12 protein-coding genes and 1 pseudogene are annotated in these 14513 nt (G+C 69.7%); 4 read left to right on the forward strand and 9 right to left on the reverse strand.

All coding sequences use genetic code 11. The features are described from left to right. Positions 1-14 precede the first annotated feature (14 nt). Positions 15-1376, reverse strand: coding sequence for a DcaP family trimeric outer membrane transporter (locus tag PSV23_RS13150; protein ID WP_300469703.1), 1362 nt, complete (start codon positions 1374-1376; stop codon positions 15-17). Positions 1377-1543: 167 nt separating this feature from the next. Here PSV23_RS13150 and PSV23_RS13155 point away from each other — a divergent pair, with 167 nt between their 5' ends. Next, positions 1544-2161: a response regulator transcription factor gene (locus tag PSV23_RS13155; RefSeq protein WP_300469705.1), complete on the forward strand. Its 618-nt coding sequence runs from the start codon at positions 1544-1546 to the stop codon at positions 2159-2161. 18 nt (positions 2162-2179) lie between these two features. On the opposite strand, the gene PSV23_RS13160 is transcribed toward PSV23_RS13155, so the two are convergent. The 3 genes and pseudogenes from PSV23_RS13160 to PSV23_RS13170 form a co-directional block, all read right to left on the reverse strand. Further along, the gene (locus tag PSV23_RS13160) at positions 2180-3055 is read right to left on the reverse strand and encodes a hybrid sensor histidine kinase/response regulator (RefSeq protein ID WP_300469707.1); all 876 of its coding nucleotides are present in this window, start codon (positions 3053-3055) and stop codon (positions 2180-2182) included. A gap of 70 nt (positions 3056-3125) precedes the next feature. Further along, positions 3126-5594 (reverse strand): annotated as a pseudogene (locus tag PSV23_RS17395) (PAS-domain containing protein); the annotation flags it as partial. Positions 5595-5680: 86 nt separating this feature from the next. Beyond that, on the reverse strand, positions 5681-7354 hold the full coding sequence (locus PSV23_RS13170) for an MFS transporter (protein ID WP_300469709.1): 1674 nt from the start codon (positions 7352-7354) through the stop codon (positions 5681-5683). A gap of 243 nt (positions 7355-7597) precedes the next feature. Here PSV23_RS13170 and PSV23_RS13175 point away from each other — a divergent pair, with 243 nt between their 5' ends. Then, a complete protein-coding gene (locus tag PSV23_RS13175) occupies positions 7598-9022 on the forward strand; it encodes an MFS transporter (protein ID WP_300469711.1) in 1425 nt (474 codons plus the stop codon). Here the strand turns inward: PSV23_RS13175 and PSV23_RS13180 are convergent. The 5 genes from PSV23_RS13180 to PSV23_RS13200 all read right to left on the reverse strand — a co-directional run bounded on the left by PSV23_RS13180 (position 9006) and on the right by PSV23_RS13200 (position 13316). Further along, positions 9006-10112: a copper resistance protein B gene (locus PSV23_RS13180; protein WP_300469713.1), complete on the reverse strand. Its 1107-nt coding sequence runs from the start codon at positions 10110-10112 to the stop codon at positions 9006-9008. The two genes, PSV23_RS13175 and PSV23_RS13180, sit on opposite strands and share 17 nt — an antisense overlap. Further along, positions 10109-11911 (reverse strand): copper resistance system multicopper oxidase, encoded by a 1803-nt coding sequence (locus PSV23_RS13185; RefSeq protein ID WP_300469715.1) that lies wholly within the window; start codon positions 11909-11911, stop codon positions 10109-10111. Before PSV23_RS13185 ends, PSV23_RS13180 begins: the two co-directional genes overlap by 4 nt. A gap of 113 nt (positions 11912-12024) precedes the next feature. Continuing rightward, complete coding sequence (locus PSV23_RS13190; protein ID WP_300469717.1) at positions 12025-12594, reverse strand: RNA polymerase sigma factor; 570 nt, start codon at positions 12592-12594, stop codon at positions 12025-12027. A gap of 9 nt (positions 12595-12603) precedes the next feature. After that, positions 12604-13044: a Spy/CpxP family protein refolding chaperone gene (locus tag PSV23_RS13195; RefSeq protein WP_370461085.1), complete on the reverse strand. Its 441-nt coding sequence runs from the start codon at positions 13042-13044 to the stop codon at positions 12604-12606. Beyond that, positions 13041-13316, reverse strand: coding sequence for a hypothetical protein (locus PSV23_RS13200; protein WP_300469721.1), 276 nt, complete (start codon positions 13314-13316; stop codon positions 13041-13043). The genes PSV23_RS13195 and PSV23_RS13200 overlap by 4 nt, the downstream gene beginning before the upstream one ends. 171 nt (positions 13317-13487) lie before the next feature. On the opposite strand from PSV23_RS13200, the gene PSV23_RS13205 reads away from it, so the two are divergent. Both PSV23_RS13205 and PSV23_RS13210 read left to right on the forward strand, forming a co-directional pair. Further along, positions 13488-13961 (forward strand): DUF411 domain-containing protein, encoded by a 474-nt coding sequence (locus PSV23_RS13205; RefSeq protein ID WP_300469724.1) that lies wholly within the window; start codon positions 13488-13490, stop codon positions 13959-13961. A 48-nt stretch (positions 13962-14009) separates the two neighbouring features. After that, on the forward strand, positions 14010-14501 hold the full coding sequence (locus tag PSV23_RS13210; protein WP_300469726.1) for a nuclear transport factor 2 family protein: 492 nt from the start codon (positions 14010-14012) through the stop codon (positions 14499-14501). Positions 14502-14513 lie beyond the last annotated feature (12 nt).

Here is a 14513-nt window from a genome sequence, read left to right on the forward strand (position 1 = left end):
TGTCGGCCTTGCCTCTAGAAACCGTATTTCGCAAAGATCTGCAGGCGCGTCAGCTGACCCGAAGCGCCCGATTCCAGTTCGCGCTCACCGAACATCAGTTCAGCGCCCAGGTCCAGCGCGGGCAAAGGGGTCCAGATCACGTTGCCGCGCACGCTCTGCGAGGACTTGTTGGCGGCGAGACTGATCAGCGATCGGTCGTTGTCGACGCTCTGGGCGGAGTAGGTGAAGTTGGAGCGCCACTGCGGCGTCCAGATGTGGCGATAGCTGGCGAAGCCGGCGATCAGGCCGATCGCCTCGAGCTCGCCCGAGGCGTCCAGGACGGCGTCGTTTGTGAAGTTCAGGCCGACGTAGCGGCCAATGCCCTCGCCGCCCGAAAGCATGAGCCTGAGGTCGTCCTTCTCGCCCACCCTGATCCTGGCCGCGGCCGACAGGCCCCACCCCATCGTCGAGGAGTCGACCGCGCCGACCCCGGTCGTCTCATAGGCCAGCTGGCGCACGATGCCGGCGATCGAGGCCTCGCCCCAGGGCCGCGTCACGGCATAGCGCGCGGTCACGTCCGGCATGCTGTTGTCGTCAGCGATGATCCGGCCGGCGGCGAGGAAGGGGGTGACGGTGGTTTCGGGGTTCTCGACCGAGATCGAGAAGGGACCGCGGGTGTAGCGCACCTGGACCTGGCGGGCGAAGACCGTGCCCTCGCTGGCGCCGATGTAGTCCGCAGTGTCGGGGAGGACGCCGATGTTCTGGAAATTGCTCCACTCCTGGCCGAACAGCCAGTTGTCGACGGTGACGAAGGCGCGGCGCAGCGACAGGTTCGAAGGGCTCGTTGTCCGTTGATCGCCGGCGCCGGGCAGAACCTGGAAGTCCATTTCAACGCGGGTCCCAACCTTTCGGCCGCCCAGCAATCCCTCGGTCGTCAGCCAGAAGCGCGTCTGGCGGGCGTTGAAATCGGTCGCTGTGCTCTCGTCCGCGCCGCCGACCGGGATCGACCCCGGGAGATAGAAGTCGCGCAATAGATCGCCATTGCCGGGATCGCCGCCATCGTAGTTGGACGCGATGAAGTCCGCCTTCACGAACCCGCCGAACTTCACCGTGTTGTTGCCGATGCGGAAGCCGTCGGCGGGGGCGGAGACTGGGAGAGGCGCCGGCGGCGCCGCGGCCGCCCGCTGTTCGATGCGGACGATGTCCTGGGCCACAGCCTGTTGCTGTGCGGTCTGCTGGGCGCGGGAGGCGGCCACTTCGGATTTCAATTCGCTCAGCTGGGCCTCCAGCTGGGCGATGCGGGCCTCCAGGGCCGAGGGGTCCTGGGCGAAAGCCATGCCGGGCAGGGCCAACAGGGCGACGGCGGCCGCGCCGCTCATCAGGGTCTTTCTGATCATGGTGTCCTCCCGGGTCGTCTGATGCGATCCTCCGAAGTCACTCTCCGGGACCTTGCCCCCGGGGGACCATTAGCCAATGGTCTACTTTCGACCAAAGTCGGGGGGTGGCACAGTGGCGCGTCGGCCGCGGCGCCAGACTGCGGCGGCATTGCCAGGGAGGCCGTCGCATGGATCGCATCATCGTGGCCGATGACCATCCGCTGTTCCGTGGGGCGCTGGTCTCGGCGCTGGCCCGCGCCGCGCCGGGCGCCTTGGTGGAGGAGACGTCCAGCCTCGCCGGAGCCCGCGAGGCGCTGTCCCGCGGACCGGTCGACCTGCTGCTGCTGGATCTCAGGCTGGCCGACAGCGAGGGCTTCGCCGGGCTGGCGGGGGTCCGCGGCGACTTTCCCACCGTACCGGTCGTGGTGGTGTCCGCGAGCGAGGACGGGGCGACAATCGCCCGGGCCCTGGCCTTCGGCGCCGCGGGCTTCATCCCCAAGTCGGCCACCCTGGGCGAGATGGTCGAGGCGCTGGCGGCGATCCGGTCGGGCGACGTCTGGGCCCCGGCCACCGCCGCGGTCGCGGAGGTCGAGCCCATGGAAGCCCGCATCGCAACCCTGACGCCGTCCCAGCTCAAGATCCTGATCGGACTGCAACAGGGCCGGCTGAACAAGCAGATCGCCTTCGACCTCGGCGTGACCGAGGCGACGATCAAGGCGCATCTGACGGGCGTGTTCCGCAAGCTGGGCGTCCAGAACCGCACCCAGGCGGTTATCGCCGCCCGCGCCCTGTCGATCGAGGTCTGACCGGCCCCGTCCGGCCGATCAGCCGCCCTCGGCCCGATGTCGGGACAGGAAGGCCTTGAGCGCCGCCGGCTTGACCGGCTTCGACATCAGGGCCGCGCCGGCGGCCGCGGCCCGGGCGGGCACCGTTTCGTCGGCGTCGGCGGTGATCAGGGCGATGTGGGTCAGGCCCCGGGCGCGCAGGGCCGCGACGAGAGACAGGCCATCGGCGCCGTCCCCAAGGTGAAGATCGATCAGGGCGGCGTCGAACGGCCCGGCCAGATCGAGCGCCGCCGCCGCGTCCGGCGCGGTGACCGGCTTCATGCCCCATCGACCCAGCAGGGCGACCAGCGCTTCCAGAATGGCCGGTTCGTTGTCGACGCACAGGACGCGCAGGCCGGTCCTTCCGGTTCCGGTCGGGGCGGATTTCGCGCCGGGTTCAGCCGAGGACCGCGGCGCCCTGGCCCGGGGGGCCGAGACCGTGAAGGTGGCGCCGCGACCGGGCGTCGATCGCAGCTCGAGCGGATGCCCCAGAAGCTCGGCGACGCGCCGGACGATCGCGAGGCCGAGTCCCGCGCCCGGCTCGTCGCCGCTCCGACCCGGCAACCGGGTGAACTCCGTAAAGATCAGCTCCTGCTGTTCGGGCGCAATGCCCCGGCCGGTGTCGTGGATCTCGAACCGGACCATGCCGCCCGCCCTGCGCGCGCCCACCAGCACCCCGCCGCGATCGGTGTAGCGGATGGCGTTGCCGATCAGGTTCTGCAGCAAGGAGCGGAGCAGGTCCCGGTCGGATGCCGCCCAGAGACGCGAGGGCGCGATGTTCAGGGACAGGCCCTTGGCCTCGGCGAGAGGGGTGAACTCGCGGCGGAGATCGCTGAACAGGGTCTCGACCGACAGCGGGGCGACCGTCGGCCGCACGCCGCACGCCGCCCGCCTCCAGCCGCGACAGGTTGAGGAGGGCCTTCAGCAGGCCGTGGGCGCTTTCGATCGACTTGTCGGCGTTCTCGGCCAGGATCCGCGCGCCCGCCCGGCCGGATCCATCCGGTTCGTCCCTGAGGGCGGCGATGAACAGACGCGCGGCATGCAGCGGCTGCAGCAGGTCGTGACTCGCCGCGGCGAGGAAACGCGTCTTGGAGGCGACGGCGGCCTCGGCCGTCTGACGGGCCTCGTTCAGTCGCTCGGTGCGATCAGCGACCCGGGCCTCGAGCAGTTCGTTCGCCTCTTCCAGCGCCTGGGCGGCGCGGCGCAGTTCGGTGATGTCCGTATAGGAGGTGACGTAGCCGCCGCCGGACATCGGGGCGCCCGTCGACTTCAGGATGCGGCCGTTGGGCTGGGCGCGCTCGTGATCGTGGGGCGCGCGGCGGCGCAGGGCGTCCAGCCGGCGCTCGACCCAGGCTTCCATGTCGGCGGCGTCGACCTCTCCCCGCTCGGCGTTGAGGCGATAGACGGCGGCGACCGGCTGACCCACATGGACGAAGCCGGCGGGCAGGTCGAACAGGTCGATGTAGCGGGCGTTCCAGGCGATCAGCCGCAGGTCCCCGTCGACCACGCTGACCCCCTGATCGATGTTGTCGAGGGTGGCCTGCAGCAGTTCGCGGTTAAACTGCACCGCCTGCGAGGCCTCGTCGAGCATGCGCACCACGTCCTCCGGCGCGCGTCCGCCGCCGGCGAGGGCGGCCGAGATGACCCGGCGCGCGGAGGAGGCGCCGACGGCGCCCGCCAGCATGCGTTCGGCGGCGCGCGCCAGACCGGCGTCGGCCGGGTCGCCGTCGCGGAAGACCTGGTTGGTTTCCCGGGCGAAGGCGGCGAAGGCCCGGTCGGCGCCGGCGTCGCCCACGAAGCGCGAGACGAGGGTGCGCAGGTCGCCGATCGAGGCGCCGGAGGGGGCCGTGCTCTGCTCGCGCCAGTCCGGGCTGATGCGGTCGACGAAGGCGCGGGCCTGGACCCGGTCGATCAGGCGGGGCCTTACGGCGCGCGAAACCAACACGAAAACCAGGGCGTTGGCGGCCAGGCTGAGGAGGACTCCCGAAGGCAGGGGGTCGGCCAGGCCGAAGGGGGTGATGAGGCCCATGCCCAGGGCGGCGCCGATCTGGGGCAGGGCCAGGAACACCAGCCAGATGGCCGATCCGACGACCAGGCCGGCGAACGCGCCGGTGGCGTGGCCGCCGCGCCAGATCACCGCTCCGAACAGGGCCGGCGCCAGCTGCGCGAGCGCGGCGAAGGAGGTCAGGCCGATCGACGCCAGACCGGACGACCGGTCGATGGCCTGGAAATAGAGCCAGGCCAGGAAGAGGATGACGCAGATGACGATGCGGCGTACCTGCAGGATGGCGTCCGCCATGTCGGAAGCGCCTTCCCGAGCGCGCCACCGGTCGCGGGCCAGCAGCGGCAGGATCAGGCTGTTGGAGGCCATGGCGGAAAGGGCCACCGTCTCGACGATCACCATGGCCGTCGCGGCCGAAAAGCCGCCGACGAAGACGATGGCGGTCAGGGCCTGCGCGCCCTGCTGGAACGGCAGGCCAAGCACGAAGAGGTCCGGATCGCCCACATCCGCGAACAGGCGTCCGGCGGCGACGATCGGCAGGACGGCCAGGCTGGTCAGCAGCAGATAGGCGGGGAAGGCCCAGCGGGCGCGACGGATGTCGGCCGGTCCGACCGCCTCCACGAAGCCGACGTGGAACTGTCTCGGCAGGCAGAAGATGGCCAGGGTCGACAGCAGGGTGATGGCGATGAAGCGGGCGTCGATCACCGGAGGGGCCCCGAGATTCCCGAGCGCCGCGACGACTTCGGCCCGGTCCGGAGAGCCGAGCAGCAAGGCGGCGGCGAAGACGGCGACCGCGATCAGGGCCGCCAGCTTGATGACCGATTCCAGCGCCACCGCCCGGATCAGGCCCCTGTTGTGCTCCGTCAGGTCAGGGCGGCGTGCGCCGAACAGGATGGTGAAGCCGGCCAGAACGACCGCAATCACAGGGACCGTCAGTTGCTCCGATCCGGCGACCACGGTTCCGGCCGTGACCAGTCGCCAGGCCATGGAGAGCGATTTCAGCTGCAGCGCGATGTAGGGCAGCGACCCGATGATGGCGACGCAGGCGACAAGGGCGCCGAGCGACTGGCTCTTGCCGTATCGGGAGGAGATGAAATCGGCGATGGAGCCGATGTTCTCCCGCTTGGCGGCGGCGGCGATCCGTCGCCAGATCGGGAACAGGACGACGAGGCCGATCACGGGACCCGCATAGATGGGCAGGTAGTCCCAGCCGTCGCGGGCCGCGGTGCCGACGGCGCCGTAGTAGGTCCAGGAGGTGCAGTAGATGGCGAGGCTGAGGGCGTAGGCCCAGGGGCCCGGCCGGGGACTGTGCGTCCGATGGCCCACGCGTTCGCTGCGCCAGGCGACGGCGAACAGCAGCGCCATATAGGCGGCGACCAGCGTCAGGATCAGCGGCGCGAACATATCCGTCATCTAGATCGCCCCGGGCGCGTTGCTGCAAGGAAAAGGCGGGCCGCCCGTTTCCGGTCGGCCCGCCCCCTCCCGGTCTGAATGCCGGATCAGGCGTTGATGTCGACGTCCTTGCCTTCCTTGACCAGCAGGAAGCCCAGCACGACCGTCGCGACGGCGACGATGATCGGGTACCAGAGGCCGTAGAAGATGTTGCCGGTGGCCGCGACCATGGCGAAGGCCGTGGTCGGCAGGAATCCGCCGAACCAGCCGTTGCCGATATGGTAGGGCAGCGACATCGAGGTGTAGCGGATGTTGGTCGGGAACATCTCGACCAAAGCTGCCGCGATCGGCCCGTAGACCATGGTCACATAGAAGCCGAGGATGAACAGGATCAGCACCACCACCGGCTTGTTGACCTGGGCGCTGTCGGCCTTGGCGGGATAGCCAGCGGCCGTCAGGGCTTCGCCCAGTCCGGACTCCCAGGTCTTCTTCCGGGCCGCGAAGTCGGCGGCGGGCAGGGTCTCCCCGCGGAAGCTGGTGACGACCGCGCTGTCGCCGATGCGAACCTCGGCGACCGTCCCGGCGGGAGCCGCGACATTGGTGTAGTTGATCCCGGCCTTGGCGACATAGGATTTGGCCAGGTCGCACGACTGGTTGAACACCGTCTTGCCCACCGGATCGAACTGCAGATTACAGTCCGCCGGGTCGGCGTAGATGGTCACCGGCTGCGATTCCGTGGCCTCGGCCAGCGCCGGGTTGGCGGCGTGGGTCAGGGCCTGGAACAGCGGGAAATAGGTCAGCGCCGCGATCAGGCAGCCGGCGAGGATGATCGGCTTGCGGCCCACCTTGTCCGACAGCCAGCCCCAGAAGACGAAGAAGGGCGAGGCCAGCAGCAGGGCGATGGCCAGCAGGATGTAGACCAGGGTCGCATCCACCTTCATCACCCGTTCGAGGAAGAACAGGGCGTAGAACTGGCCGGTGTACCAGATCACGGCCTGACCGGCCGTCAGGCCGACGAGGGCGATGATCACCAGCTTCAGGTTGGGCCATTTGAGGAAGGAGTCCTTCAGCGGGCTCGGCGAACTCTTGCCCTCGGCCTTCATGCGCTTGAAGGACGGGCTCTCGGCCAGCTTCAGGCGAATCCACAGCGACACGCCCAGCAGCAGGATGGAAACCAGGAACGGAATCCGCCAGCCCCATGAGGTGAAGGCTTCCTCGCCCACCGTCACGCGGACGCCGAGGATGACCAGCAGGCTGAGCACCAGTCCGGCGGTGGCCGTGATCTGGATGAAGGAGGTGTAGTAGCCCCGCTTGCCGTGCGGCGCGTGCTCGGCGACATAGGTCGCCGCGCCGCCGTACTCGCCGCCCAGTGCCAGGCCCTGCACCAGCCGCATGACCACGAGGATGATCGGGGCGGCGATGCCGATGGCGGCGTAGGACGGCAACAGGCCGACGACGAAGGTCGACAGCCCCATCAGCAGCATGGTGACCAGGAAGGTGTTCTTGCGCCCCCACAGGTCGCCCAGCCGGCCGAAGAAGACCGCCCCGAACGGCCGCACCGCGAAGCCGGCGGCGAAGGCCATGAGGGCGAAAATGTAGCCGGTCGTCTCATTCACGCCCGAGAAGAACTGGGCCGTGATGATCGCCGCGAGAGAACCGTACAGGTAGAAGTCGTACCACTCGATCACCGTACCGACGGATGAGGCGAGGATTACGAGCCTGTCGTTCTTGTCGACCGTGTGGTCCGGTTCGACCGGGGCGCCGATGGCGCTGTCTGTCATGGAAGCCTCCCAAGCTCGCCGTTTTCGGCTGTTCTGCGTATGCGTCGCCCGTGCGACGATCGCCGCGACTGTGTCAGCAGGCCGCAGGCTTGGAGAGAGCGACTTTGGTCGAAGGATGAACAGGGTTCGGCGTCTCGGCGGACAGGTTCCGCCTTCGGGACGTGAGCAGGTTCCCGGGCGATTCAGCCAGTGGTCTGTCGATCCGCGCGCCAGGAGCGACACCGCTTCTGATAGTCTGGGTCCATGTTCTCCCCGCTTCGTCACGCCGCATACCGTCATCTCTTCCTTGCCCAGGTCGCGGCCCTGCTCGGCACGGGCATGGCCACGGTCGCGCTGGGCCTGCTGGCTCATGACCTGGCGGGCGCGGGCGCCGGGGAAGTCCTCGGCGCGGCCCTGGCGATCAAGATGGTCGCCTACATTGGCGTGGCCCCGTTCGCGAGCGCCCTGGCGGCCCGGTTGCCAAGGAAGACCTTGCTCGTGTCGCTCGACCTGGTCAGAGCCAGCGTCGCGGCGTCCCTGCCCTTCGTCGGCGAGGCCTGGCAGGTCTATGCGCTGATGACCGTCCTGTACGTCGCCTCGGCCGCCTTCACCCCGGCTTTCCAGGCCATGATCCCTGATCTGCTGCCGGATGAGGGGGAATACACCAGGGCCCTGTCGCTCTCGCGGCTGGCGGCCGATCTCGAGAGCGTGGCCAGTCCGGTGCTGGCGGCCCTGCTGCTGGCGGTGATGAGTTACAGTAATCTGTTCGCGGGCACGGCTGTGGGTTTCGTCGTCTCGGCCCTGTTCGTCGTCAGCGCCGTCCTGCCCGCGCCGGGCACGGCGCCGCCCCGACCGTTCCTGCAACGCCTGACCGGAGGCGTCCGGCTGTTCGCCCTGACGCCGCGCCTGCGTGGTCTGCTGGCGATCAGCCTGGCGACGGCGTCGGGCGGGGCGATGGTGTTCGTGAACACCGTCGTTCTGGTGCAGTCGCGCTTCGCCATGTCGGAACAGGCGACCGCGTGGGCGCTGGCGGCCTTCGGCGGCGGATCGATGACGGCGGCGGTCATCCTGCCTCGCTTGCTGGTGCGCGTATCGGACCGGACGGCGATGGCCCTGGGCGCCGGCGTCATGACGCTGGTGCTGCTGTCCGGCCCATGGGTCGCGGTCAGCTATCCCGCGCTCCTGACGCTGTGGGTCATCACGGGTTTCGGCTATTCCCTGACCATCACCCCGGCGGGCCGGGCCTTGCGGCGGTCATCGAGCACGGGAGATCGGCCAGCCCTGTTCGCAGCGCAGTTCGCCCTGTCCCACGCCTGCTGGCTGATCGCCTATCCGGTGGCGGGTCTTGTCAGCGCCGGGGCTGATCCCGGCGCCGCCTTCCTGGTGCTGGCCGGCCTGTGCGCGACGGGCACGATGCTCGCTCTCGTGATCTGGCCCGCGCACGATCCCGAGACCCTGCCGCATCGGCACGATGATCTCGCAGCAGATGATCCCCACCTTGCGGAGGGACACGCCGCCGACGGCGGCGGAGCCCATGCCCACCCCTTCGTCATTGATGAACGGCACGTCCGCTGGCCGACGACGAAGGGTCAGGGACAGCAGGACCGGGACCACGCGCCTGCCACAGCGGCGGTGGGAATGAAGGGGCGAATCATGAGGCAATCTTCTTCGGTCAGAACCAGGCCTTGAGGCCGACGACGAAGCGGATGTCGTCAGCCTCGTCGCCTCGGGCCTCGATGTAGTCGGCGGTGTCTCCGAATGCGTGGCTCCACTCGACGCCCACGTAGGGGGCGAATTCCTTGCGGAATTCGTAGCGCAGCCGCAGGCCCGCCTCGACCGAAGACAGGCCCGATCCGATCTCCAGTTCCGGAATGTCGGCGGCCGAAGCATCGATCTCGAGGCGCGGCTGGAGGATCCAGCGTTGGGTGATGCGCTGGTCGTATTCGGCCTCGACGCGGGCGGTCAGGTCGCCCTCGGTCGACAGGAAGGCGGCGGCGTCGATCTCCCACCAGTGGGGCGCCAGCCCCTGAAGGCCGAGCACCAGATGCGTCGTGTCCTCGCCGTCGGGGCGGAAGTCCTGGCGCACGCCGGTCTGCACGTCCCAGAAGGGCGTCACGGCGCGGCTGTAGAGGGCCTGGAGTTCGGCGCCTTCCAGCCCGCCGTCGAAGTCGCCCTCGCCCTCGGACTTCCACCAGAACCGGTTGATGTCGCCGCCGCTCCAGCCCTGGACGTCCCAGAGCCAGGTCTCGCTGTCGTCGCCGAAACCGGCTTCGAGACGGTCGATGATGACGGCCGTGGTGCGGACGTCGCCGTTCTCGCGCACCAGGGTCCGGCGAGAGGCGGCCATGGCCTCGGCGCCGAAGACCCGGTCGGCGGCGTGGGCCGGGCCGCTCAGGGCGGCGGCGGGAACGGGCGTTTCGGGCGGGCGACCGGGATTGTCCGCGCTCGTGGGGACATCCGGCGGCCCCATGCTCATGGTCGACATGGCATGCCCCGCGTGGGGATCGGCCTGGGCTGGCGCCGGGGTCGACATGGCGTGGCCCGCATGGGGATCGACGGTCGCGGGCTGAGCCGGCGCCGCGTGGCCCGCGTGAGGATCGGCGGCGGGCGGCGTCTGCGCGGGCGGCATGACATGACCCGCGTGCGGGTCCTGCGGCGCCGGCTGCGTCCTCGGCGATGCGGCGGGCATGGTGTGGCCGGCGTGCGGGTCCTGGGCCTGGGCGCTGACGGCGCCGGCGGCGAGGATCAGCGGAGCGAGGGCGACGGCGAGGCGGTTCATGACGCGGCTCCGTCCATGGGCCGCACCGTCACGACGTTGAACATGCCGGCGTGCATATGCATCAGCAGATGGCAGTGGAAGGCCCAGTCGCCGGGCGCGTCGGCGGTCAGGTCGAAGGTCACCTTCGATCCGGGCGCGACGTTGACCGTGTGCTTCAGCGGCTGATGGCCCGCCGGTCCGCCCGTCACCAGTTCGAAGAAATGGCCGTGCAGATGGATCGGGTGGGCCATCATGGTGTCGTTGACCAGGGTCACCCGCACCCGCTCGTTGCGCTCGAAGCGGATCGGCTCGACCAGCTCGCTGAACTTCCTGCCGTCGAAGCCCCACATGAACCGTTCCATGTTGCCGGTCAGGTGGATCTCCATCGTCCGCGACGGCGGGCGCTGGTCCCTGTTGGGCGCGAGCGACACCAGGTCGGTGTAGACAAGGACGCGGTGATCGACGTCCGTGAGACCGGTCGGACGCTCGCCCAGGCGGTTGGCGGGGTCCATGGCGATCGCGTCGACGCCCACGCCGACCGCCATGTCCGGCGGGGCGTTCCCGGGATCGCGCATATTCATCCCGGTCATGGACATCGCGGCCGTTTCGTCAGCCGGAGCCGCGCCCGGGGCGGGGGCTCCGTGGTCCATGCCGGCCATCGCGCCATGGTCCATGACGCCCGCTGAACCGTGATCCATTCCGCCCATGCCCATGTCGCGCATGGTCAGGTTCGGGACCTCGCGCAGCGGCGGGACCTCGGCGGTCATGCCCGGGCGGGGGGCAAGGGTCGCCCGCCCCATGCCCGAGCGGTCGATGGCCTCGGAGACGATCGTCCAGGCCCGATCCTCCGTCGGCCGGACGATCACGTCATAGGTCTCGGCTACGGAGATCTGGAACTCGTCGGTCTCGACCGGGCGCACGTTCTCGCCGTCGGCCTGGACCACCGTCATCGGCAGGCCGGGGATGCGGATGTTGAAGATCGACATGGCCGAGGCGTTGATGATGCGCAGCCGCACCCGCTCGCCGGGCCGGAACAGGCCGGTCCAGTTCTCCTCGGGTCCGTGGCCGTTGATCAGATAGGTGTAGGTCGAGCCGTTGACGTCGAGGATGTCGCGCGGGTCCATCCGCATCTCGCCCCACATGCGCCGTTCCTCCAGGCCCATCCGGTCGCTGCCGTCCATGAGGCCCGACAGGGTGGTGCGCTGCTGGTTGAAATAGCCGGGGCTCTTCTTCAGCCTGGACAGGATTTCGTGCGGATGCATGAAGCTCCAGTCCGACAGGACCAGCACATGCTCGCGGTCGTAGCCGACCGGATCGGCCCCGGCGGGGTCGATCACGATCGGGCCGTAATGGCCCATCGCTTCCTGAAGGTTCGAATGGCTGTGATACCAGAAGGTGCCCGACTGCCTGACCGGAAACTCGTAGACGAAGGTCTCGCCGGCCTTGATGCCGGGGAAGCTGACGCCCGGCACGCCGTCCATCTGGAACGGGACCAGAAGGCCATGCCAGTGGATCGAGGTGTCCTCATCCAAGCCGTTGGTTACCGACAGCCGGACAGTCTGGCCCTCGCGCAGGCGCAGCAGCGGGGCGGGCAGCACGCCGTTGACTGTCACCGCATGGCCGGTGCGCCCGCCCACCGTGAAGGGGGTGTGCCCGACGGTCAGGTCGATGTTCGGCCCGGTCAGCGTCGGCAGGTCGGCCCGCAGGCCGGGCGACCCTGTCTGCGCCCAGGCGGGCAGCAGGCCTTGCAGTCCCAGCAGACCGCCGCCGGCGGCGGCGCCCCGGAGAAGCATTCGGCGGTCGAGGCGTGGGGTCGGCATCGGCGAGGATTTCCCTGGTGGCTCAGCTGTTCGTTCAGATACGCATCCCGGCGGCCCGCCCCTTGCGGCAGGACGCCACAGCCCGCCAGATCGCGTCCTTCGTCATGGCGTGGTCAAGCGCCCTTGCCGGGCGCCCACGCCAGGATATCCGCCAGTTTCCTGCGTGCGCGGGCGATGCGGGTTTCCACGGCCTTGGGCGTGACCCCCAGGATCACGGCGATCTCGCCATGCGACCGCCCCTCGAGCGTGGCGAGCAGGAGCGGCGCCTTCAGGGCGTCCGGAAAGTCCGACAGGGCGCGCTGCAGGTCCTCGGCCCTGCGCCGATCGTCCAGCCGGGTCTCGGGTGTCGGCGCGGGATCACCGACCGACGTCGCTTCGTGCGCATCCAGGCCCATGACCCCGCGCACGACGCGGCGAACCGCCCGTCGACGGCTCCAGTCGCGGCATTTGTTCAGGGCGATGGAGCGCAGCCAGACATCGAACGGCCGCGCCGGATCGTACCGCCGCATGGCGAGCCAGGCGGAGGCATAGGCTTCCTGAAGCACGTCATGGGCCTCGGCCTCGTCGCCGACGTAGCGGCGAACGAACCGGTAGAGGTCGGCCTTTGTCGCGGTCATCAAGGCTGTGAAGGCGGCCCGGTCTCCCCCTGCCGCGCGGACCTCGATGCTCTGTTCGACCCCCACGCGCGGCGCTTAACCGGCGTCGGAGCGCAGGGCGTCGACGACCGCCTCGTCGAACACCGCGGCCTGGGCCGGGGTCAACACGGATCGCATCTCGAAGACATGAGTGATGGTCGCCTTCTGGAGGTCGCCCATGGCGGCGTGGAAATGATCGACGGCCGCCTGGACCTGCGACGTGTCGCCGTCGCTCGCGGCGATGGCGGCGGCCAGTTCACGGTTGGCGGCGCGCACTTCGGCCTCCAGGGCCGGACGGCGGGTGGCGAAGCGGGCTTCAATGGCGTCGAGACGGCGATCCTGCTCCGCGCTCAGATCGAGCCTGTCATGGACGACGCTGTGCAGGCTGGGCGGCTGCCGCTCGCGCATGATCCAGGATGCGCTGGCCCAGGTCGCCGCGGCGCGGGCCAGCGCCCCCCGAATCGCCCGGATGACGATCGACATCCAGCGCGACCTCATCCCCGGACGTCCAGGCTGGCGATCGGCGACAGGCCGGTCGAGACCGTGAAAACCCGCATCTCGGAAGGCTCCGGCCGGGGGGACAGCAGCATGAAGGCGCCGTTCGCGACGCCGACGGCGACGGCGAGGGCGATGGCGGCGGCCCGCACCTGGTCCGTTCGGGTCCGGTCACGGCGCTCGCCGATGCGAACCCAGACCCGGTCCTCCATGCCGGCGAGACCCGTCTCGTCGCGCTGCATGGCGGCGATCAGTCTGTCGATATCGTCAGTCATTGCACACCTGCCTGAGGCCCCACCTGCCATACGCGTCCCTTCCCGTTACCCCTCATGAGGGCTCGAAGGCCATCCGGCGTAGATAGAGGGACGAGGCGGGATTTCCCGAGCGGCGCGGTTGACGCACGCGCGGCGGGGCGGTCCACTCCCGGGCATGGAGAGTACAGACTGATGCACCCGACCCTGAACCGCCGTGTGCTGCTCGGCGTCGGCCTGCTCGTGGGAATGGGCGGAACGGCCTGCGCCCAGACTCGCCCGGCGAGGAACCTGACCGTCTTCAAGACCCCGACCTGCGCCTGCTGCGACGGCTGGATCGCGCACATGCGCGAGTCGGGCTTCACGACCACCATCACGGTTCTTCCTGATCTGCAGTCGGTCCGGAGCAGCCGGGGGATGCCGGACGCGCTGGCCTCCTGTCACACCGGGGTGATCGACGGCTACGTCGTCGAGGGACACGTGCCGGCCCAGGACGTCATCCGCCTTCTGGCCGAGCGCCCCCGGGCGGTGGGTCTCGCCGTGCCGGCCATGCCGCTCGGCTCGCCCGGCATGGAAACGCCCCAGGGGCACAAGGACCCTTACGACACCCTGCTGGTGCTCGCCTCGGGCGCGACCCGGGTGTTCGCCCGCCACAACCAACCGGCCTGACGCAACCCGCGCCGGTCCTTTCAGCTCACCGACAATTCCGGAGCCCCGATGTCCCGCATCTCTTCCGCCCTCGCCCTGTCGATCGCCCTGCTTTCAGCGACGCCGGCCTTCGCCCAGGACCATGCCCATGGCCATGACCACGCCGCGGGGGCCGTATCGGCCGAAGCGGCGGACGCGGTCACGGCCGTCGACGCCTTCCACGCCGCCCTCAAGGCCGGCGACACGGCCGCCGCCCTCGCGCTGCTGGCGCCGGATGTGATGATCTTCGAGGAGGGCGGGGCGGAGCGGTCGCGCGAGGAATATGCGTCGCACCATCTGGGGTCGGACGCCGCCTTCGCCGCCGCGTCGGAGGCCACGGTGGCGCGGAGATCAGGCTGGGCCGACGGGGACGTCGCCTGGATCGTCAGCGAAGGCCGCACCACGGGCCAGTTCAACGGCCGCGCCGTGGACCGGCTGACCACCGAGACCATGGTGCTGAAGCGGCACGCCGACGGCTGGCGCATTCATCACATCCACTGGTCGTCGCGCGCGCCCGGCTAGGGTCCTCTGACG

This window comes from Brevundimonas sp., from assembly GCF_029946145.1.
GTDB lineage: Bacteria > Pseudomonadota > Alphaproteobacteria > Caulobacterales > Caulobacteraceae > Brevundimonas.